This is a genomic window from Streptomyces sp. NPDC001750, assembly GCF_042892615.1.
GTDB lineage: Bacteria > Actinomycetota > Actinomycetes > Streptomycetales > Streptomycetaceae > Streptomyces.
In genome coordinates, this window is the sequence record NZ_JBIAUE010000004.1 from 195,491 (window position 1) to 216,685 (window position 21,195).

Genomic DNA, 21,195 nt, shown 5'->3' on the forward strand with positions numbered 1-21,195 from the left:
TGCGTCACATCGACGCTATGGACATCGTCAAAGTGACATAAACCGGTTATGATAGATAACGTCATTTCGACGAAAAGGCTCCTCCGCAGAGAAGAAAGGGTGCGTGACGTGACCACGGCCCACCCCGTCCAGGATCTCGACGTCCAGCCGACGCCCCTCGCGCTGCTCCTCCTCGGCCGCGAGGCCGACCCGAGGAGCGAGCGCGGTGTCGAGTGTCCCGGCGACCTGCCCGCCCCGTCCGACCCGGACCTCGTGGAGCGCGCCCGCGCCGCCAAGGAGAAGCTCGGGGACAAGGTGTTCGTCCTCGGCCACCACTACCAGCGCGACGAGGTCATCCAGTTCGCCGACGTCACCGGCGACTCGTTCAAGCTCGCCCGGGACGCCGCGGCGCGTCCGGAGGCGGAGTACATCGTCTTCTGCGGTGTGCACTTCATGGCCGAGTCCGCGGACATCCTGACCACGGACGACCAGCAGGTCGTGCTGCCGGACCTGGCCGCGGGCTGTTCGATGGCCGACATGGCCACCGCCGAGCAGGTCGCCGAGTGCTGGGACGTGCTGACCGAGGCCGGGATCGCGGACCAGGTCGTACCGGTCTCGTACATGAACTCCTCCGCCGACATCAAGGCGTTCACCGGGCGGCACGGCGGCACGATCTGCACCTCGTCCAATGCCGAGCGGGCCCTGGAATGGGCCTTCGAGCAGCGGGAGTCCGGGGCCGCCAAGGTGCTCTTCCTGCCCGACCAGCACCTGGGCCGGAACACCGCGGTCCGGGACATGGGGATGTCCCTCGACGACTGCGTCGTCTACAACCCGCACAAGCCGAACGGCGGCCTGACCGTCGAGGAGCTGCGGAACGCGAAGATGATCCTGTGGCGCGGGCACTGCTCGGTGCACGGCCGCTTCTCGCTCGACTCCGTCGACGACGTGCGCGAGCGCATACCGGGCGTCAACGTGCTGGTCCACCCGGAGTGCAGGCACGAGGTCGTGGCGGCGGCGGACTACGTCGGCTCCACGGAGTACATCATCAAGGCCCTGGAGGCGGCCCCGGCCGGCTCGAAGTGGGCGATCGGCACGGAACTGAACCTGGTGCGCCGCCTGGCGAACCGGTTCGCCCCCGAGGGCAAGGAGATCGTCTTCCTCGACAAGACGGTCTGCTTCTGCTCGACGATGAACCGCATCGACCTGCCGCACCTGGTGTGGGCCCTGGAGTCGCTGGCCGACGGCAAGCTCGTCAACCGGATCCAGGTCGACCCGGAGACGGAGAAGTACGCGAAGCTGGCGCTGGAGCGGATGCTGGCGCTGCCGTAACCGCGCGTCGGGCCCCTGTCCCGGCCCATCGGCGCCCGTAGCCCCGGCCCCGTCCGGTCGCGGCTGCGGGCGCCGCGGCTTCTGAGCGGCCGGGCCACGCCCACAACGGCCCGCTCCGGCCGCTCGGCCCCGACACCACTGCCGCAGGGGCGGCGCCCGGCCGCACCGTACCGGGCGCCCTTCGCCTTCCGCAGGTCGCCCGGAACGGCTCCGTCGCAGCGGCGAGAGGCCAGGAGACCGCGGACGCAACGGAACGGCCCGTCCCACGGGTGAACGTGGAACGGGCCGTTCCTGTGGTCGGCGGGCCGGTCGACCGGCCCGCCGTCTTGTCGGCTACACGCCCGACGGCTCCGCCGTGCGCGCCTCCTCGGACGGGACCGGGGTGCCTGCCTTCCCGGCGCGCCTGTCCGCCTTCTTCTTCGCGCGGCGCTCCTTGCGGAGTTCGACCATCGCGTAGAGCGTCGGCACCAGGAGCAGCGTCAGCAGCGTCGAGGTGACCAGACCGCCGATCACCACCACCGCGAGCGGCTGCGAGATGAAGCCGCCCTCGCCGGTGACGCCGAGCGCCATCGGGAGCAGGGCGAAGATCGTCGCGAGTGCCGTCATCAGGATCGGGCGGAGGCGGTGGCGACCGCCCTCGACGATCGCCTCGACAATGCCCAGGCCCTGGGCGCGGTACTGGTTGATCAGGTCGATCAGGACGATCGCGTTGGTGACCACGATGCCGATGAGCATCAGCATGCCGATCATCGCCGGGACGCCCATCGGGGTGCCGGTGAGGACGAGCAGGCCGAGCGCGCCGGTGGCCGCGAACGGGATGGAGACCAGGAGGATCAGCGGCTGGACGAGGGACCGGAAGGTCGCCACGAGCAGCATGAACACGATCGCGATCGCGGCCAGCATGGCGAGGCCGAGCTTCAGGAACGCGTCGCTCTGGTCCTCGGAGAGACCGCCGATGGTGGCCGTGGCGCCGTCCGGGAGCTTCAGGGCGTTGATCTTGCTCTGGAGCTCGGTGCCGATCGCGCCGGTGTTGTCACCGACCGGGCGGGCCGTGATGGTCGCCGCGCGCTGGCCGTCGATACGGGTCTTCGAGACCGGTCCGGGGACCAGTTCGACGTCCGCGATCCGGCCGAGCGTGACCGGGCCGAGGGGGAGCTTCTTCAGCTCGGCCATCGTGGTGGCCGGGTGGGCGGAGGTGACGACGACGTCGCGCTCGGTGTCGCCCATGATGGCCTTGCCGGCCGGTGTGCCGCTCACCGCTCCGGCGACGACCGCGCCCAGCGTGGTCTGGTCGAAGCCGGCGTCCGCCGCCTCGGCGTTGGCCTTGACGGAGATCCTGGGGACGCTCTGGGCGAGGTCGCTCTGGACGTCGGTGACGTCCTTCAGCTCGGCGACCTCGGCCCGTACCTGCTCGGCCGCCTTCTTCAGGACGTCCGCGTCGGCGGCCTTGACCACCACGGCGAGATCCTGGCTGCCGAAGCCGTTGCCCGCCGACATGGTGGTGTCGCCGATGCCGTCGAGCTTGCCGAACTCGGTCTCCAGGCGCTTGCGTACGGCCTCGGCGTCGTCCGCGTCCTTCAGGGTGATCTGGTAGGACGCCTGGTTGGCGCCCGTGCCGCCGCCGAAGGCCGCCATGAAGCCGGAGGAACCGACGGTGACCTGGTAGTCCTTGACGCCCTTCTCGTCCTGGAGGACCTTCTCGACCTTCCTGGCCGCCGCGTCCGTGGCCGCCAGGCTGGTGCCGGGGGCCAGCTTCTGCGTGACGGACAGGACCTCCTGCTCGCCCGGGTCGAAGAAGTTGGTCTTGAGCAGCGGCGCCATGCCGAAGGTGCCGAACAGCACCGCGAACGCGATGACGATGCTGGTGATCCGGCGCCGGGTGGCGAACCGCAGGACCGGGACGTACAGCCGCTGGAGCCGGCTGCGGGCTTCCTGCTCCTCGGCCTGGCGGCGCGCCTCGTCCGGGTCCTGGGAGGTGCCCTTGGGGGCGCGCAGGAACCAGTACGAGAGGACGGGGACGACGGTAAGCGAGACCAGCAGGGACGCCAGCAGGGCCGCGGTGACGGTCAGCGAGAACGAGCCGAAGAGTTCGCCGACCATGCCGCCGACGAGACCGATCGGCAGGAACACGGCGACCGTGGTGAGGGTCGAGGAGGTGACCGCGCCCGCCACTTCCTTGACCGCGGTGATGATCGCCGTCCGGCGTTCCTCGCCGTAGCCGAGGTGGCGCTTGATGTTCTCCAGCACCACGATCGAGTCGTCGACGACGCGGCCGATCGCGATGGTCAGCGCGCCGAGGGTGAGCATGTTGAGCGACAGGTCGCGGGTCCAGAGCACGAGCAGCGCGAGGACCACGGACAGCGGGATGGAGACCGCCGTAACCAGCGTGGAGCGCAGCGAGGCGAGGAAGAACAGGATCACCACGACAGCGAAGACCAGGCCGAGCGCGCCCTCGGTGGTGAGGCCGGATATGGCCTTGGAGACGGCGGGGCCCTGGTCGGAGACGATGGTCAGCTCGGCACCGGAACCGAGATCCCCCCGCAGGTCGGGAAGCTTGTCCTTGACCGCGTCCGAGATGGCGACGGCGCTGCCGTCCTTGTCCATCGTGGCCATCACGGCGAGGCTCGGCTTGCCGTTGGTGCGGGTGAGGGAGACCGCGGTGGCCGGCTCCTGCTTCACGGTGGCGACGTCACCGACCCGGACGGCCTTGCCGGACTTGCCCGTGGCCGGGTCCATCGCGGTGACCCGCAGGTCCTCGATCTGCTTCAGCGACGTGAACTGCCCGCCCACCTGGACGGTGCGGCTCTTGCCCGACTCGGAGAAGGAACCGGCCGGGATCGTCGCCCCGCCCGCCTTGAGCGCCTGGGAGAGCGTCATGGCGTTCAGACCGGACGCCGCGAGCTTCTGGTCGTCGGGGGTGATGGAGACCTGGAGGTCCCGCACACCGCTCACGGAGACCTGGCCGACGCCCTCGATGTCCTCCAGCGCGGGAACGACCGTGCGGTCGAGCTGGTCGGCGAGCGCCTGCTGGTCCTTGTCGGAGGTGACGGCGAGGACGACGGTCGGCATGTCGTCCGTCGAACCGGCCACGACCTGCGGGTCCACGGTGTCGGGCAGCTGGGCCCGGGCTCGGTTCACCGCCTGCTGGATGTCGGCGACGAGTTGCTTGGTGCCCTCGCTGCCGAAGTCGAAGGACGCCATGACGACGGCGTTGCCCTCGCTCGCGGTCGAGGTGATGCCGGTGACGCCGTCGACCGCCTTGATGGAGTTCTCCAGCGGCTCGACGACCTGCTTCTCGACCACGTCGGGCGACGCGCCCTGGTAGGGGGCGAGCACCGACACCATCGGAAGGTCGATGGTGGGCAGCAGCTGCTGCTTGAGCTGCGGTATCGCGATCGCGCCGAAGACGAGGGCGACGATCGATATCAGTCCGATCAGGGCCCGTTGCGCGAGGCTGAATCTGGACAGCCAGGACATGGGTGGTGGTCTCTCTTCTGTGGCTTGCGCGGCAGGTGGGCGGCGGGTGGCGGAAGGACGGACCCGGCCCACGTACACGATCCCTCATGGCCGGACCCGGAGCCTCGGCCCCTGGGTCGCTTTCTTATGCTCCGCATACCGCAGCTGGAGTACGTCCTTTCTCCACCCCTCGCTGCACCTCGGGCGGGCTACCGCTCCACCCCTGGGAGCACCCGCCCCCGCGACCGCCCGCTCCACCCGGGCCGCGTCCTCATTCCGCGCGGGGCCGCACCAGTCCCGATTCGTACGCGATGACCACCAGCTGCGCCCGGTCCCGTGCGCCGAGCTTCGCCATCGCCCGGTTCACATGGGTCTTGACGGTGAGTGGGCTGACGGCGAGCCGTTCGGCGATCTCGTCGTTGGAATGCCCGCCCGCGACGAGGACGAGGACCTCGCGTTCCCGGCCGGTGAGCGCGGAGAGCCGCTCGGAGTACCGGGTGGCGCCCGCCCCCTCGCCGCGGCCCGAACCGCCGCCCTGCGCGAGGAAGGTGGCGATCAGGCCCTTGGTCGCGGCCGGTGAGAGGAGAGCCTCGCCCGCGGCCGCGATACGGATGGCGGCGAGGAGTTCGTCCGGCTCCGCGCCCTTCCCGAGGAAACCGGACGCCCCGGCCCGCAGCGACTGCACCACGTACTCGTCCACCTCGAAGGTGGTGAGCATGACGACCCGCACGCCCGTGAGTTCCGGGTCGGCGCTGATCATGCGGGTCGCGGCGAGGCCGTCCGTGCCGGGCATCCGAATGTCCATCAGCACCACGTCGGCGCGGGTCGAGCGGGCGAGTTCCACGGCCTGGGCCCCGTCCGCCGCCTCCCCGACCACCTCCATGTCGGTCTCCGAGTCGACCAGCACCCGGAACGCGCTGCGCAGCAGTGCCTGGTCGTCCGCGAGCAGCACCCTGATGGGCGGTGTCATGCGTTCTCGTCCTCCCCCGTCCGGCCGGTCCGGCCCGCGGCGCCCGCCGCACCCGCCGTGCCCGGTGCGCCCCGTTCGTCCGGCTCCGCCGTACGCGCCTCGACGGGCAGGATCGCATGGACGCGGAATCCGCCGCCGTAGCGGGGCCCGGCGGTGAGGGTGCCGCCGAGCGCGGTGACGCGTTCCCGCATGCCGAGCAGGCCATGGCCGCCGCCACCGCCCCCACGCGAGTCGGGTCCATCGCCCGAGTCGTGTCCACCGCCGCGCGCATCGTGGCCGCCGTCGCCCGGTCCGTTGTCGATCACGGTGATCTCCACGACGGCTCCGACGCGTACGACGCTGATCTCGGCCTTCGCGCCCGGACCCGCGTGCTTGCGGACGTTGGTCAGGGCCTCCTGGATCACCCGGTACGCGGCCAGGTCGACGGCCGCGGGCAGCGTGGGCCGCCCGTCCGCGCAGGCCACCTCCACCGCGAGGCCGGCCCGCCGCACGGTGTCCACCAGTTCGTCGAGGACCGCGAGCCCGGGGGCCGGTTCGGTCGGCGCGGCCGGGTCCCCGGACTGCCGCAACAGGCCGACGGTGGCCCGGAGTTCGTCGAGCGCGGACCGGCTGGCCTCCCGGACGTGGGCCAGCGCCTCCTTGGCCTGGTCGGGACGCCGGTCCATGACATGGGCGGCCACCCCCGCCTGCACGTTGACGAGCGCGATGTGGTGGGCGACCACGTCGTGCAGATCGCGGGCGATCCGCAGCCGTTCCTCCGCCACCCGGCGCCGGGCCTCCTCGTCCCGGGTCCGCTCGGCTCGTTCGGCGCGCTCCCTGATCGCGTCGACGAAGGCGCGCCGGGAGCGGACGGCGTCCCCCGCGGCGCAGGCCATGCCGATCCAGGCGAAGACCCCGAAGTTCTCCTGCCCGTACCAGGGTCCGGCGCCGAAGCACATGGCCGTGACGGTCAGCGCGACCGCCATGAGCGCACCGACCCGCCAGGTGGTGGGCCGGTCGGTGCGCGCGGCGACGGTGTACAGCGCGATGGCGTTGGTCATCACCACGGGCGAGGGCGGATCGGAGACCATCAGCTCGACGACGGACGGCACGGTGGTGACGACCAGCACCGCCATCGGCCATCGCCGCCGCCAGACCAGCGCCGCGGCACCGATCGCCATCAGCAGCACATCGCCGGTGTCCGGGCTGCGGGTGGCCATGCCCGAGCCGTCGGGCACGCCGGGATGGACGAACGACACGGTGAGCATGGTCAGGAGGGCGGCCAGCGCGAGCGCCGCGTCCATGGCCAGGGGATGGTCGCGCAGCCAGTTCCGGGCACGCGGAACGCCGGTTCCGAGGGGGGTCACGTCGGGCTACGTTACGGCGTGTCGCGCATGGTCCGGCCCGGTCGCCGGAAGGTTCCGGACACGACCGTGCCCCGGGTCCCCGGCGGACCGGCGCCCCGGGGCACGAGCCGACGCGCGGTCCGACGGGCGGCGCCGTACGGACACGGGCCCGGACGGCATGGATGCGCGCGGGCACGGATGCGTGCGGCACGACCCCGTGCCCGTGCGGGTACGGGGTCGTGCCGGTGCTGGAGGGCGAGGGGCGCGCGTGTCAGCCGGGAATCAGGCCTTCGTCACGGAGCATGGCGCGCACCTCTTCGAGAGTCGCGTCGGGCGACGGCAGGATCAGATCGGACGGTTCCAGGGCGTCGTCCGGCAACGGCGTACCGAGTTCGCGCACCTTGTCCAGGAGCGCGTGGAGGGTGGAGCGGAAGGCCGGGCCGTCGCCGCTCTCCATCTCGGTCAGCAGTTCGTCGTCGAGTTCGTCGAGCTCGGCGAGGTGACTGTTGGCCAGGGCGACCTGGCCCTCCCCCATGATCCGTACGATCATGACGCTGCCTCAGCTCTTGTCGAACTTGTGCGGGGACTGGGACGCCTGCCGCTGTGCCGCGTCCTGCGGGCCGCCCTCGATCGCCTGCTGCGGGGCGGAACCGCCGGCCAGCTCGGCCTTCATGCGCTGGAGCTCCAGCTCCACGTCCGTGCCACCGGAGATCCGGTCCAGCTCGGCCGCGATGTCGTCCTTGGCCGTGCCGGTCGGGTCGTCCAGGGCGCCGGACGCGAGGAGTTCGTCGATCGCGCCGGCCCGGGCCTGGAGCTGCTGGGTCTTGTCCTCGGCCCGCTGGATCGCCAGACCGACGTCGCCCATCTCCTCCGAGATGCCGGAGAACGCCTCGCCGATCCGGGTCTGCGCCTGGGCGGCGGTGTAGGTGGCCTTGATGGTCTCCTTCTTGGTGCGGAAGGCGTCGACCTTGGCCTGGAGCCGCTGGGCGGCGAGGGTCAGCTTCTCCTCCTCGCCCTGCAGCGTGGAATGCTGCGTCTCCAGGTCGGTGACCTGCTGCTGGAGCGCGGCACGCCGGGACAGCGCCTCTCGGGCCAGGTCCTCCCGACCGAGCGCGAGCGCCTTGCGGCCCTGGTCCTCCAGCTTGGCGGACTGCCCCTGCAGCTGGTTCAGCTGCAGTTCCAGCCGCTTGCGCGAGGTGGCCACGTCGGCGACACCGCGACGCACCTTCTGCAGCAGCTCCAGCTGCTTCTGATACGAGTAATCGAGGGTCTCGCGCGGATCCTCGGCCCGGTCAAGGGCCTTGTTCGCCTTCGCGCGGAAGATCATCCCCATACGCTTCATGACACCGCTCATGGGCTTCGCGCGCCCCCTTCTGACGGACTGAGCTCCAGCACTCCATACAGAACCCACAGTACGGGCCCTACCTCTATTACCGCACTGTTCGAGCACCGATGTGCTCCTCCCCAAGGACGACTGCGCCCGGTCACCGGTCCGGCCCAGGGAGTAGGGCGGGTCCGGGGGCCGCCGCGACATCCGGGACACCACTGCTGTATCCGGGCGGGGAAACCCCCGGTGACGCCGGTGAGGACGCGGTCCGTTGCCGGATCGTTCCCGACCGGCCTGGGGTCGCGGCGAGCGACCCCGTACCCTTGGGCCTTGTGTTCCGTAGCCGTTCGAAGGAAGAGAAGGCGCCCACCGGCAAGGTGACGGCGGACCTCTCCAAGCAGCCCCGCGACCCGCAGGCCCCCAAGGGTCGCCCCACCCCCAAGCGCAGCGAGGCCCAGTCGCAGCGCCGTCGTGCCTCCAGCGGCGCGCCGCTGGACCGCAAGGAGGCCGTGCGGCGGCAGCGCGAGGCGCGCCGTGCGGACCTGGCACGGCAGCGCGAGGCGCTGGCCAACGGCGACGAGCGCTATCTGCCGGTTCGCGACAAGGGGCCGGTGCGCCGCTTCGTGCGCGACTTCGTGGACTCGCGTTTCTGCGTCGCGGAGTTCTTCCTGCCGATGGCCGTGATCATTCTGATCCTCAGCGTGATCCAGGTGCAGAACATCCAGACCATCTCGCTGCTGCTCTGGCTCTTCGTGATCGTGCTGATCGTCGTCGACTCGATCGGCCTGGCGTTCCGTCTGCGGAAGCAGCTGAACGCCCGCTTCCCCGACACCCCCAAGCGCGGCGCGGTCGCGTACGGGCTGATGCGCACCCTCCAGATGCGTCGGCTCCGGCTGCCGAAGCCGCAGGTCAAGCGCGGAGAACGACCCTGAGCAGAGACACCTTCGGACCGGTCGGCGGTCCACCCGCCGGCCCGCCGGGCGACATCACCCCCGTCACCGGGTTCTCGGGAGCGTCCTCGACATGGCTGAAAGGGCTCGGGGGGCTGCGCAACACGGTCCGCCAGGAGCTCGTCGCCCGCCAGATCGACGAGCAGATCGCGGCCCGCTTCCCGGTCGGCCAGCGGCTGCGCGTCCTCGACGTCGGCATGGGGCAGGGCACCCAGGCGCTGCGCCTGGCCAGGGCCGGCCACACCGTGACGGGCCTGGAGTCGGACGCCGAGATGCTGCGGGTGGCGCGCGAGGCGCTCGGCGGCGAGCCCGCGGGCATCCGTGAACGGGTCCGGCTGATCGAGGGCGACGGCCTGGAGACCGGGGTGCACTTCCTGCCCGGCAGTTTCGACGTGGTGCTCTGCCATGGCGTGCTGATGTACGTCCGGGAGCCGGACGCGATGCTGGCCGGTCTGGCCCGGATGCTGGCCCCCGGCGGACTGCTCTCGCTGCTCGTACGGAACGCCGACGCGCTCGCGATGCGCCCCGGCAACGCCGGGGACTGGGACGCGGCGCTGGACGCCTTCGAGACGGACACGTACACCAACCGGCTCGGCCTCACGGTCCGCGCCGACCGGCTGGACGCCCTGACCGCCACGCTCGCCGGGATCGCGGCGCCCCTGCACGCCTGGTACGGGGTACGCGTCTTCACGGACAACGTGAGCAACGACGTGGAGCTGCCGGCCGCCACCGAACTGGAGCGGCTGCTGGCCGTGGAGGACCGGGCCGGGCGGACGGATCCCTACCGCCGGGTGGCCGCGCTGCTGCATCTGTGCGGAGTGCGTGGCTGAGAACGGCCGCGCGCGGTGCGCGACCGCGGATCCGCCGTGCGCGACCGCGGATCCGCCGTGCGCGGCCGGGTCCCGCCGTGCGCGGCCGTTTCCGCCGGGCACGATGCGCGACCGGGTCCGCTGTGCGCGGTGCGGGACCGGGACCGGAACCGGCGATGCACGGCCGGAGCCGGCGTCCTGTGCGTCGTTCCTGGTGAGCGGCCGGATCGGTCGCTCCGCTCGTCCCTGGCGGGGCACCCGGTCGGCGGAACCCGGCGGGCCGTCGGCGGGTGGCGAGGCGATGATCCGGACATGGACGCATTCCACTCCCGCCACCGCTCGCGTCGACTGCTGCTCCCCCTGACCACGGGTCTCTGCGCGATCGCCCTGGTGAGCGGCTGTTCGGGCGAGGTCTCCGGTTCGCCCGAGCCTGGCGTCACGACGACGGCCTCGTCGCGGCAGGGCCCCGTGTCCCAGCCGTCCGGCGACGGCGACGATCTCCAGGCCCAGTACGAGGCCGTGATCAAGAACGTGCTGCCGTCGGTCGTGCAGATCCAGGCGTCCAACAGCCTGGGCTCCGGCGTCGTCTACGACTCCAAGGGCCATATCGTCACCAACGCCCACGTGGTCGGCACGGAGCGCCGGTTCCAGGTCACGGTCGCCACCGGCGAGAAGCCCCAGGGCGCCTCGTTGGTGGCCGCGTACCCCCAACAGGATCTGGCCGTCATCAAGCTCGACACCGTGCCGAAGGGGCTGAGGGCCGCCACGTTCGGTGAATCGGAGAAGGTCGAGGTGGGGCAGATCGTGCTGGCGATGGGCTCGCCGCTCGGTCTGTCGTCGAGCGTCACCCAGGGCATCGTCTCCGCGGTCGGCCGGACCGTCAGCGAGGGCAGCTCGGGCGGCGGGACCGGCGCGACGATCGCGAACATGGTGCAGACCTCGGCCGCGATCAACCCGGGGAACAGCGGGGGCGCGCTGGTCAACCTGAACAGCGAGGTGATCGGCATCCCGACACTGGCGGCGACGGACCCCGATCTGGGTGGCGGCGCGGCGCCGGGGATCGGGTTCGCGATCCCGGCGTCGATGGTGAAGACGATCGCCGACCAGATCATCAAGTACGGCCGGGTCATCGACTCCGGCCGGGCCGCCCTGAACATCACCGGGCGCACGGTCGTCAATCAGAACTACCAGCCGGCCGGGGTGGCACTGGTGGAGGTCAGGAGGGGCGGAGCCGCGGAGAAGGCGGGGCTCCGGGCCGGCGACGTCATCACCCGGATCAACGACACACCGATCACGACGATCACATCCCTGTCGGAGGCGCTGGCCTCGGACAAGCCCGGCCAGAAGGTCACGGTGACGTACCAGCGCAACGGGCGGGAGGCGACGGCCCGGGTCACGCTGGGCGAGATCTAGGGCGTGTACGCCCCGGGCCCCGCCCTTCGGGCGAACGACGCCACTTTCGAAACGCGCCGTGTAGTGCTGTGGCCGGAAAGGTTTGCCGGGAAGCCCGCGGTGTCCGGTGCGGTGCATCGCAAGGCGGAGGATCGCCCTCGTACGGGACGTGCTCGGGTGATGCGACAACGCGGCGAGGTGCCGGGCCGGGCGCCGCGAGCCGGTGAACCCTTCCGGTCGTAGCACTGGTCTGTGCCGTCGAACTGCCGCCGTCCTTCGGCCGGGCGACGGCGCTCCGACGACACGGCCCGGGGCCCGACCGGCGCCGGGCGGGCCCCGCCGCGAGGCAAGGGCCCGGCCGGCCGGCCGCCGGACGTGATCGCGTGCCGGGCCCGGCGACGCGGCGACCGTACGAGCCCGAAGCGGACCGTACGGTCGTGGCGTGCCGGACCGGACCGGCGGACGATCTCCTGGTGCGGACCACGCGACCGGCGCACCTCGGACCGGGCGCACTTCGGCCGGGCCGGGCTTCGGTGGTGCGGCCGCCCCCGTCGTCGTGCCGGGGCCGGACCACCCGTCCGCCGGGGAAGGCGGTCAGCCCTGTTCCACCCGGTCGGCGTCGAGGCTCATGGGTCCGTAGACCTCGGTGGCGTCCTCGAAGAGCGTCACCTGCTCCGTCCCGCCGTCGAGGAGCTCCTTCCAGTTCTCACCGATCCAGGACTCCGCGTCGCCCTGCGTGGTGAATTCCTCCGGCCGCAGGGCCGGCTCCGTCTCCGTGCCGTCGGACTTCTCGAACCGCCATGCCCACGCCATGCCCGCCTCCTGGATCTCTCTGCTGCCCGCAGCCTAGGCCCTGCCGTCGAACTGCCGCCTGCCACGCACGCTCGCGGCCTTGCCGGAGTCGTCCTCGTACGCCCGGTACGAGGACGATCCTCAGCCGCGCGCTCGCACGCACCGGACACCTCACGGCCCGGCCTCCGGCCGGACGACGGCAGTTCGGAGGCAGGCCCTGGTCCGCCTCCCGGCGAAGTCTGCCCCGTCGCGCGGCCCGGCACGCACCCCCGCGGCGGCGGCCCTGGCGGGAGCGGTCGCGCCGCAAGGGTCCGCGTCCGGCACGGGGCGGGGCGTGCGTCTGCCCGGTGAACGCCCAGGCCGCGCATCGGCCGCGCGGACGCGGGAGGATCGGAACGTGGAACTGACTCTGCTCGGCACCGGCGCCCCCGACGGGCTGCCGAGGCCCGAATGCCCTTGTGCCGCCTGTGCGACCGCCCGTGGAACGCGTTCGCGGGCGGCGACCGCGCTGCTGGTCGACGACGCGCTGCTGCTCGACCTCACACCCGGTGCCGTGTTCGCCGCCGCCCGCGCGGGCCACTCGCTCACCGGGGTACGGCAGGTGCTGCTCACCCATCCGCACGACGGGCCCGCCGTGGAGCTGCCCGCCGGGCTGCCTCCCGCGGGGCGGGTGCCGGACGGGCGGGAGCTGACGTTGATCAGCGGACACCGGGTGCGGGCGGTGGCGATGGACGCTCCGGGGACGGGTTACGAGGTGACCGGGCCGGAGGGCGTCCGGCTGCTCTACCTGCCGCCGGGCGCGGCGCCGTCCGGTCTCACGGACCGGGTGGCGCAGCCGTACGACGCCGTGGTCGGGGACGTGGTCGGGCGGCCGGACGCGGTGGCGCGGCTGCGGGCCGTCGAGGCGATCGGCCCGCACACCGAGATCATCGCCGTCCACGTGGACCACGACGCACCGCCCGGCGCCGAGCTGGACCGGCGGCTCGCGACCGGCGGGGCACGGGCCGTGCCGGACGGGACGACGCTGGTGGTGGGCGAGTACCGGACGCTGCCCCGAACGCCCCGGCGCACCCTGGTGACGGGCGGTGCCAGGTCCGGGAAGTCGGTGGAGGCCGAGCGACGCCTGGAGACGTACCCCGAGGTGGTGTACGTGGCGACCGGGGGCACCCGGGAGGGGGACGCGGAGTGGGCGGTCCGGATCGGGCTGCACCGGGAGCGCAGACCCGCCGCCTGGCGCACCGAGGAGACCTGTGAGCTGGTGGAACTGCTGGAGTCGGACGGTCCCCCGCTGCTGATCGACTGTCTGTCGCTGTGGCTGACGGACGCGATGGACCGGGTGGACGCCTGGGACGACGCGGCGTGGGCGGGCGGCGGGCGGGGCGCGCTGCGCGAGCGGACCGCCGAACTGGTCGCCGCGGTGCGCGGGACGCGCCGCACGGTCGTCGCCGTGACCAACGAGACCGGCTCGGGCGTGGTGCCCGCGACGGCCGCCGGGCGGCGGTTCCGGGACGAACTGGGCCGGTTGAACGCGGCGTTCGCCGACGAGTGCGAACAGGTACTGCTGGTGGTGGCCGGTCAGGTGCTGACGCTGCGCGGCTGACGGCGACGACAGCGGCCGGAGCGCCGCGGCGACGGACGTACGCGACGAGGGGACGAGGGAACGCGGGAACGAGGAGACGAGGGGACGAGGGAACGAGGGGACGAGGAGAACGACCAAGGACGAGGAGGAGCGGTCATGGCGCGGATACGGCCGATGCTGAGCGGGGTCCCCGAGACCCTGCTGTGGACCCTCTACAACCGGGCTTACGAGGCGGGACGGCGCTATCCGGTGCTGGACGATCCGATGGCGCTCCGGCTGATGGAGGCGCTTGACTACCCCTTCGAGGAGCGGTTCGGCCGCCCGAACGCGTTCTACTCGCAGCTCCAGGGGCTGCGTTCGCGCTGCTTCGACCTGGCCGTGCAGGCGTACCTCGCGGAACGCCCCCGCGCCACCGTGGTCGCGCTCGGGGACGGCCTGGAGACCGGATTCTGGCGGGTCGACAACGGTCTGCTGAACTGGCTGAGCGTGGACCTCCCGGAGGTCGCCGAACTGCGCCGGGAACTGCTTCCGGCCACGGACCGGTCGCGCGTCCTGGCCCGCTCGGCGACCGATCCGGCCTGGCTCGACGAGATCGAGGACCCGCGGGGCCGCGGCGTCGTCGTCACGGCGCAGGGGCTGCTGATGTATCTGCGTCCGGCGGAGGTGCGGGGGATCCTCGTCGCCTGTGCCGAGCGGCTGGCCGGCGGTGCCCTCGTCCTGGACTCGATGGGCCGCCGTCCGGCCGCGTACACGCGGACGGGGCGGTGGCGGGTCGGCGGGATGACCATTCCGCCGATGCGCTGGGCGATGGACCCCGGCGAGCGGCCCAAGCTGCGCGGCGCCCATCCGGGGATCACCGAGGTGCGGGCGCTGCGACTGCCGCGCGGGCGGGGCGCGATGGGCGAACTGATCCGGCTCCAGTCGCTGCTGCCGGGGGTGCGGGCCCTGACGCCCGCGATCACGCGGCTGCGGTTCGGGGACTTCGGGGACCCGGGCCCGGCCCCTCGATGACGCGAGCGCCGCACGGATGCCGGGCACCGCTCCGGACGCGGAGCCTCGTGGCGGCCGGGGACCGGAAACGCTCCGGGTACTGTTCCGCAGTGGGCCCGCCGCCGGGCTCGCGGACCCATCACGTATCACCGACGTACCGACGTATCGACCCGCGAGGCAGATCCCGTGAATCTGGACGACTTCTCCGACCTGATCGAACGCCCCGACGGCGGCGTACGGCGCGATGCCGAGGAACGCCGGGAGCGCCTGGTCGTCCCGCCGGGCGCGCTCGGCCGCCTGGACGAACTGGGCGAGTGGCTCTCGGCCGCCCAGCAGTCCGTGCCGGTCAAGGCCATCGAGCGGCCGCGCGTGGTGCTCTTCGCCGGTGATCACGGGGTGGCCGAGCTGGGGGTCTCGGGGCGTGCGGCCGGCAGCGCGCACGAACTGGTGCGGGCCACGCTGGAGGGCGCCACCCCGCTCGCCGTGCTGGCCCGGCAGTTCTCCGTACCGGTGCGGATCGTGGACGCCGGTCTGGACTGCGATCCGGAGCTGCTGCCCGAGTCCGTGGTCCGCCACCGGGTGCGGCGGGGCAGCGGCCGGATCGATGTCGAGGACGCGCTGACGGCCGAGGAGGCCGAGCGGGCGGTACGGCTCGGCATGGCGATCGCCGACGAGGAGGCCGACTCGGGCACGGACCTGGTGGTGCTGGGCGATCTGAGCGTGGGCGGTACGACGGCGGCGGGCACGCTGATCGCGGCGCTGTGCGGCACGGACGCCTCGGTGGTCACCGGGCGCGGCGGGGCGGGCATCGACGACCTGGCGTGGATGCGCAAGTGCGCGGCGATCCGGGACGCGCTGCGGCGGGCCCGGCCGGTCCTCGGCGACCAGCTGGAGCTGCTGGCCGCGGTGGGCGGGGCGGACCTGGCGGCGATGACCGGGTTCCTGCTCCAGTGCGCGGTGCGCAGGCTGCCGGTGATCCTGGACGGTGTGGTCTCGGCGGCCTGTGCGCTGGTGGGCCAGCGGGCGGCCTTCCGGGCCCCGGACTGGTGGCTGGCGGGCCAGGCGAGCGGTGAGCCGGCGCAGGCCAAGGCCCTGGACCGGATGGCACTCAACCCGCTGCTGAATCACGGCGTCATCGTGGGCGAGGGAAGCGGGGCCCTGCTCGCGCTCCCGCTGGTCCGGGCCGCGGCCGCGCTGGCGGCGGAACTCCCCGAGCGCGCGTCCGACGCCGAGGAGGGCGACACCGGCGAAGAGTCCGGCGAGGACACCGGAAGCGGCGAGGGCGAGGGCGCCGGGACCGAGGGAAGGAACGGCGTCGGCGGGAGGACCGGCGGGACGGCCGTCGGCTGACCGGTCCGGCGGGGCCCTGATCGGCGGCCGGCGGATCCGGCGGGCCGTGGTCGACGGACGTCGGCCGCGGCCCCGCTCTCTCACACGACGCGATGCACCATATGATCGCTTTTCATGGGAGAGGTCCGATTGTCCACCGTGGAATCCGGGCGGGACGGCACCCGGGCACCGAGCACCGTCCGGTCACGCCGCTGCGCCGCGTACACCATCTGGTACCTCCGGGTCGTCTCGTTCATCAATTTCCTGAGCGCGGTCTGGGTCACCCTCGGCAACGACCTGCGTCGCCACAACACCGCGAACCTCTTCACCCCCTACCTGCTCACCGCGGGCTTCTCCTCCGGGGTGGTCGCGCTCTTCCTGGCGATCACCATGCGCCGTCGCAAGCGGGCCGCGTGGATCGTGAACATAGTGGTGAGCAGCCTGCTGTTGCTGCTCTTCGCGCTGGTGATCCCGTTCCCGGAGGTGCGGCGGTACCCGCAGAACTGGGTGTCGCTGGCGCTGACCGCCGTGTTCGTCCTGGCGCTGCTCCTCGGACGGCGCGAGTTCTACGCGAAGGGCGACCGGTCCAACCCGAAGCTGGCCGCCGCCGTCGCGGGAGGCGGACTGCTGGTCACCTCGCTGATCGCCGCGGGCCTGGTCACCCTGACCAACACCGCCCAGGACGAGTACCGTTCGACGTTCCTGGACCGCTGGCGCTACGGCACGCTGCGCCTGGTGTCGATCGCCGAGAACGACGTGCACTACGACGGGATCACCACGCCCGGCTGGGTCGACGTCACCATCAACATCCTCTCCACGCTGCTGCTGATCGCCGTCGTGTACGCGGCGTTCCGGTCCCGTCGGGCGGTCGACCCGATCACTCCGGAGGACGAGGCCCGGCTGCGGGCACTGCTCGACAGGCACGGGGAACGGGACTCGCTGGGCTACTTCGCGCTGCGCCGGGAGAAGAGCGTCGTCTGGTCGCCGACCGGCAAGGCTGCGATCGCCTACCGGGTGGTCGGCGGGGTCTCGCTGGCCTCGGGCGATCCCCTCGGCGACCCGGAGGCGTGGCCGGGGGCGATCGATCCGTGGCTGGCCGAGGCCCGCGAGCACGGCTGGATCCCGGCGGTGATGGGGGCGAGCGAGGAGGGCGGCACGATCTATGCGCGCCACGGCCTCGACGCGCTGGAGCTGGGCGACGAGGCGATCGTGGAGACCGCCGAGTTCACCCTGGAGGGCCGGGCGATGCGGACCGTGCGCCAGGCGTACAACCGGGTCCGGCGGGCCGGGTACACGGTGACCGTGCGGCGGCACGAGGACATCCCGGCGGACGAGATGGCCGAGCTGGTGCGCCGCGCCGACGACTGGCGGGACGGGGAGACCGAGCGCGGCTTCTCGATGGCGCTGGGCCGGCTCGGCGATCCGGACGACGGCCGGTGCGTGATGCTCGAATGCCGTGACGCCCCCGGGGAGGAGGGCGGCCCCGGCAGGTTGCGGGCGCTGCTGAGCTTCGTCCCGTGGGGGCCGCACGGTCTCTCGCTGGACCTGATGCGCCGTGACCGGGACTCCGAGAACGGGCTGGTCGAGTTCATGGTCATCGAACTCCTGCGACGCGCAGAGGAGATCGGGATCACTCAGGTCTCGCTCAACTTCGCGATGTTCCGGTCCGTCTTCGAGAGGGGTTCACGGCTCGGCGCCGGACCGGTGCTGCGGCTGTGGCGTTCCATGCTCGGCTTCTTCTCGCGCTGGTGGCAGATCGAGTCGCTGTACCGTGCCAACGCCAAGTACCGGCCGATCTGGGAGCCGCGCTTCATGCTCTTCGAGAAGAGTGCCGACCTGCCCCGCATCGGCCTGGCCGCGGGCCGCGCCGAAGGGTTCCTGGAGGCGCCGGGGCTGCCGAAGTGGCTGCACCGCTCGCAGCTCGGGGCGGGGGGATGAGACCCGGGCGCGGACTGCGCGGGGCGGCCCGACGCGAGTGGGAGCCACTGGCCCGGACCGTGCGCGCGGGGCTCGTGGCCGCCCGGCTGCGGGCCGTCCCCCTGACCCTCGCCGCGGTCTTCCTGACGGCGCTGCTGCACGCGGTGCAGAGCCGGCCCTGGGGAGTCGGGGCGGTGCGGGCGCTGGGGGCGGTGCGGGCCGAGGACCCGCTCTGGGCGGCCCTGCTGCGTACCCCGTTGTCGCTGTTCGTCCCGGCACTCGACCTGCCGGTGTGGGGGGCGCTGGCGCAGATCCTGGTGGTGTTCGGGATCGCCGAGATCTGTCTGGGCCGGTGGCGCATGCTCGCTGTCGCGTACGTCGCCACCCTGGCCGGGACGTTGTACGCGCGGATCGGCATCGCCCTGGGCCCGGAGGGCCCGTTCGGGCTGCCCGCGTCCGACGCCCGGGTCGTCGACACCGGTCCGTCGGCCGCGGTGGTCGGTCTCGCCGTGTACGTGTGCTGCGTCTACCGGGCGTGGTTCACCGGCGTGCTGGTGATCGTGGCGATGGTGGTCGAGGTGTTCCTCAAGAACAACCTGGCCGGGAAGGAGCATCTGGCGGCGATCGCCGCGGTGCTCGTGCTGTGCGTCGTCACGGTCGCCCGGCACCGGCGTCGGGGGCGTGACGCGGACCGCCGCACTCAGGAGTCGCGCCGTCCGCGGGCCGGGACCCCGTCCGGCGCGCCGCCGATGAGGTCCTGAAGTCTGCGGCGCGGCCCCGCCCAGCGCACGTCGTGGTGGTAGGCGCGCAGCAGCACCGCCCGGGCGCGGGCCCGGTGCCGCCCGCGCCCACGATGCTCAGCACCACGCCGGGCACCCCGTGATGGACGTGCAGCCCGCCGGGCGTGATGTTGCGGAACGGGGCCTTCCCCGCCCTGATCATCCGGGTGACGACCCGGGTGACGGCGAAGGTGAGCACGAAGGCGGCCGGCGCGAGGAGCAGCGGAAGCTTCCCCGGCTCGACGATGTTCCGGTCGAACCAGTGACCCATGCCACCCGCCCCCGACAAGCCGCTTTTGTCATGGTTCGTCCTGGTTGACCGTGTTTCATCCGGCCTCCGTCCGATCTATCGGCCGGTCGCAGCGATTACGACCTGGCCCGCGATTGGCAGCGGGAGAAGGAGCGGTGTCTGGGGCCTTCGAATCCAAGGCGGAGGTCCTGGACGCTGCGACGCCGCTGACAATCGTGGGCGAGGTCGTTAGCCTGCGCGCCGTGACCTTCCTGAACAGCCACGGCCCGCGCTTCGCCTTCGGCACCCTGACCGTGATCCCCGTCCGCGTCACCCGGTGGGACCGGGACACCGCCCGCGCCGGGATGCTGTGCGCCCCGCTCGCCGGTCTCGTGGTGGGAGTGCTCGCGGCGGCGGCCGGTGCTGCGCCGCTGCTGCTCGGCTCCGGGCCGCTGCTCGCCGCGGTGGCGTCCGCCGCCGTGCCCGCGGTGCTGACCCGGGGGCTGCATCTGGACGGTCTCGCGGACACCGCCGACGGTCTGGGCAGCGGCAAGCCGACCGACGAGGCGCTGCGCGTGATGAAGCGGTCGGACATCGGCCCATTCGGCGTGATCACGCTGCTGTTCGTGCTGCTGGCCCAGGTGGCGGTGCTCCAGCAGTCGTACGGGCGGGGCTGGGCGCACGGCGCGGTGGCGGCGGTCGTCGCCGCGGTGGCGGCCCGGCTGGCGCTCACCCTCGCCTCCCGCCGGGGCGTGCCCGCGGCGCGTCCGGAGGGTCTGGGCGCGGCGGTGGCCGGGACCGTCCCGGTGGCGGGGGCGGTGGCGACGGGCGTCGCGGTGGTCGCGGCGTGCGCGGGGGCGGGTGCGACGCTGGGCGGGTACGGGGCGGCGGCGCACCACGCGCTCGCCGTACTGGCCGCCCTCGCCGCCGCCGACCTGCTGCTGCGGCACTGCGTCCGGCGCTTCGGCGGGGTGACCGGGGACGTCTTCGGGGCGCTGGCCGAGACGGCGGCGACGACGGCGCTGGTGGTGCTCGCGCTCGGGTAGGCCCCCCGTGCGACGGGCGGGGCCATGACCGTCCCCCGGTCCGGCGCGAGGGGCGGACCACGGACGGGTCCCGGCCCATGCGCGACGGGCGGGGGCTACGGACGGGCCCGCGGGCACTCCTGACGCCAGACGCCCAGGTCGTACTTCTTCCGCAGCGAACTGAGGCCCAGCCGCTTCGAGTCGGCGCAGAACCGGGCGACGGGCAGTTCGTACTCGACGTGGAAGACGGCCTTGCCCGCCTTCACGAACGGGGTCAGCGCCTCGCACTCCTCGTACTGAGCGCACTGCTCGTTGACCGCGAAGTCGAAGTCCGGTTCCAGTTCCGGGATCTGGCCGAGGTCGTTCTTCAACCCGACGGCGAGTCCGTGACGGTGGGCGATCCGGGCGATGAGCCGGTTGTAACGCAGCTGGTCCGCGGCGGTGAGCGGGAAGCCCGTACGGTTGCGATAGCCGTCCATGTTGTCGGGCTCCACCGCGTCGAAGCCCTTCTCCGCGCACATCTCGATCCGCTTCTCCATCAGCGGTTCCAGGATGTCGGTGCGGCGGATGTCGAGCCACCACTCCCCCTCCCAGCCGTTGCTCTCGCCCCGCACCGACTTCGGGAACCTCCCGGCGTCGGGGCGGAAGTCCTCCCAGGCCCCGGTGGACAGGTAGCAGATCACCTTGCGGCCCCTGCGGTGCAGATCGGCGACGGCCGGCGCCCCATGGTCGAAGCCGTCGATGTCGTACACGGGGACGTCCACCGTGGGGTCGAGCCCGCCGGAGAGCTGCCACTGCCAGCCGGTGCCGGGCTCGGGCCGCCAACGCGCCTCCTGCCCACCAGGCTTCTCCCCGGTCTTCTCGCCGGACTTCCCGGAACTCGGGGCGGACGTTCCGCCGGGTTCCGGGGCGGCGGTGCAACCGGCCAGCAGGGCCAGCAGGGCCAGGACCACGGTCGGCAGTACCGGGCCCGGACGTGTCGGGCGGGCGGCTCCTCGGGCGCGCATGGTTCTCCCTC

17 protein-coding genes and 1 pseudogene are annotated in these 21,195 nt (G+C 72.6%); 10 read left to right on the plus strand and 8 right to left on the minus strand.

The features are described 5' to 3' along the window. Window positions 1-99 precede the first annotated feature (99 nt). Window positions 100-1,308 carry a quinolinate synthase NadA gene (gene nadA, locus ACFYY6_RS09145; protein WP_386608719.1) on the plus strand — a complete coding sequence of 403 codons (1,209 nt, stop codon included), beginning with the start codon at window positions 100-102 and terminating at the stop codon, window positions 1,306-1,308. 333 nt (window positions 1,309-1,641) lie between these two features. Here the strand turns inward: nadA and ACFYY6_RS09150 are convergent, their stop codons facing one another. The 5 genes from ACFYY6_RS09150 to ACFYY6_RS09170 form a co-directional block, all read right to left on the minus strand. Then, window positions 1,642-4,785 carry an efflux RND transporter permease subunit gene (locus ACFYY6_RS09150; protein WP_389192340.1) on the minus strand — a complete coding sequence of 1,048 codons (3,144 nt, stop codon included), beginning with the start codon at window positions 4,783-4,785 and terminating at the stop codon, window positions 1,642-1,644. Window positions 4,786-5,035: 250 nt separating this feature from the next. Then, the gene (locus tag ACFYY6_RS09155) at window positions 5,036-5,734 is read right to left on the minus strand and encodes a response regulator transcription factor (RefSeq protein WP_351523807.1); all 699 of its coding nucleotides are present in this window, start codon (window positions 5,732-5,734) and stop codon (window positions 5,036-5,038) included. Continuing rightward, a complete protein-coding gene (locus tag ACFYY6_RS09160) occupies window positions 5,731-7,080 on the minus strand; it encodes a sensor histidine kinase (protein WP_351523809.1) in 1,350 nt (449 codons plus the stop codon). The genes ACFYY6_RS09155 and ACFYY6_RS09160 overlap by 4 nt, the downstream gene beginning before the upstream one ends. 250 nt (window positions 7,081-7,330) lie before the next feature. Then, window positions 7,331-7,609 (minus strand): hypothetical protein, encoded by a 279-nt coding sequence (locus tag ACFYY6_RS09165; RefSeq protein WP_351523811.1) that lies wholly within the window; start codon window positions 7,607-7,609, stop codon window positions 7,331-7,333. Window positions 7,610-7,618: 9 nt separating this feature from the next. Further along, complete coding sequence (locus tag ACFYY6_RS09170; RefSeq protein ID WP_073782216.1) at window positions 7,619-8,401, minus strand: PspA/IM30 family protein; 783 nt, start codon at window positions 8,399-8,401, stop codon at window positions 7,619-7,621. A 317-nt stretch (window positions 8,402-8,718) separates the two neighbouring features. Here ACFYY6_RS09170 and ACFYY6_RS09175 point away from each other — a divergent pair, with 317 nt between their 5' ends. The 3 genes from ACFYY6_RS09175 (at window position 8,719) to ACFYY6_RS09185 (ending at window position 11,558) form a co-directional block, all read left to right on the plus strand. Beyond that, window positions 8,719-9,318: a DUF3043 domain-containing protein gene (locus ACFYY6_RS09175; protein WP_351523813.1), complete on the plus strand. Its 600-nt coding sequence runs from the start codon at window positions 8,719-8,721 to the stop codon at window positions 9,316-9,318. Window positions 9,319-9,431: 113 nt separating this feature from the next. Continuing rightward, window positions 9,432-10,166, plus strand: coding sequence for a methyltransferase domain-containing protein (locus ACFYY6_RS09180; RefSeq protein WP_351523831.1), 735 nt, complete (start codon window positions 9,432-9,434; stop codon window positions 10,164-10,166). 291 nt (window positions 10,167-10,457) lie between these two features. Then, complete coding sequence (locus ACFYY6_RS09185; protein ID WP_351523814.1) at window positions 10,458-11,558, plus strand: trypsin-like peptidase domain-containing protein; 1,101 nt, start codon at window positions 10,458-10,460, stop codon at window positions 11,556-11,558. A 573-nt stretch (window positions 11,559-12,131) separates the two neighbouring features. Here the strand turns inward: ACFYY6_RS09185 and ACFYY6_RS09190 are convergent. Then, on the minus strand, window positions 12,132-12,350 hold the full coding sequence (locus ACFYY6_RS09190) for a hypothetical protein (protein ID WP_351523816.1): 219 nt from the start codon (window positions 12,348-12,350) through the stop codon (window positions 12,132-12,134). A gap of 376 nt (window positions 12,351-12,726) precedes the next feature. Here ACFYY6_RS09190 and ACFYY6_RS09195 point away from each other — a divergent pair, with 376 nt between their 5' ends. The 5 genes from ACFYY6_RS09195 to ACFYY6_RS09215 all read left to right on the plus strand — a co-directional run bounded on the left by ACFYY6_RS09195 (window position 12,727) and on the right by ACFYY6_RS09215 (window position 18,905). After that, window positions 12,727-13,929, plus strand: a complete 1,203-nt coding sequence (locus ACFYY6_RS09195) for a bifunctional adenosylcobinamide kinase/adenosylcobinamide-phosphate guanylyltransferase (protein ID WP_386608717.1) — start codon at window positions 12,727-12,729, stop codon at window positions 13,927-13,929. A 135-nt stretch (window positions 13,930-14,064) separates the two neighbouring features. After that, on the plus strand, window positions 14,065-14,919 hold the full coding sequence (locus ACFYY6_RS09200) for a class I SAM-dependent methyltransferase (protein ID WP_351523819.1): 855 nt from the start codon (window positions 14,065-14,067) through the stop codon (window positions 14,917-14,919). Between the two features lie 165 nt (window positions 14,920-15,084). Then, window positions 15,085-16,248, plus strand: coding sequence for a nicotinate-nucleotide--dimethylbenzimidazole phosphoribosyltransferase (gene cobT / locus ACFYY6_RS09205; RefSeq protein ID WP_389192344.1), 1,164 nt, complete (start codon window positions 15,085-15,087; stop codon window positions 16,246-16,248). Window positions 16,249-16,362: 114 nt separating this feature from the next. Further along, complete coding sequence (locus tag ACFYY6_RS09210) at window positions 16,363-18,165, plus strand: phosphatidylglycerol lysyltransferase domain-containing protein (protein WP_351523821.1); 1,803 nt, start codon at window positions 16,363-16,365, stop codon at window positions 18,163-18,165. Next, window positions 18,162-18,905, plus strand: coding sequence for a hypothetical protein (locus ACFYY6_RS09215; protein WP_389192347.1), 744 nt, complete (start codon window positions 18,162-18,164; stop codon window positions 18,903-18,905). The genes ACFYY6_RS09210 and ACFYY6_RS09215 overlap by 4 nt, the downstream gene beginning before the upstream one ends. Here ACFYY6_RS09215 and ACFYY6_RS09220 read toward each other — a convergent pair. Further along, a pseudogene (locus ACFYY6_RS09220) lies at window positions 18,845-19,194 on the minus strand (hypothetical protein). The gene ACFYY6_RS09215 and the pseudogene ACFYY6_RS09220 overlap by 61 nt on opposite strands. Window positions 19,195-19,415: 221 nt before the next feature. Here ACFYY6_RS09220 and ACFYY6_RS09225 point away from each other — a divergent pair. After that, window positions 19,416-20,198 (plus strand): adenosylcobinamide-GDP ribazoletransferase, encoded by a 783-nt coding sequence (locus tag ACFYY6_RS09225; protein ID WP_389192559.1) that lies wholly within the window; start codon window positions 19,416-19,418, stop codon window positions 20,196-20,198. Between the two features lie 95 nt (window positions 20,199-20,293). Here ACFYY6_RS09225 and ACFYY6_RS09230 read toward each other — a convergent pair whose 3' ends face one another. After that, entirely contained in the window at window positions 20,294-21,184 is an 891-nt protein-coding gene (locus ACFYY6_RS09230) for an endo alpha-1,4 polygalactosaminidase (protein WP_351523824.1), read from the minus strand. Window positions 21,185-21,195 lie beyond the last annotated feature (11 nt).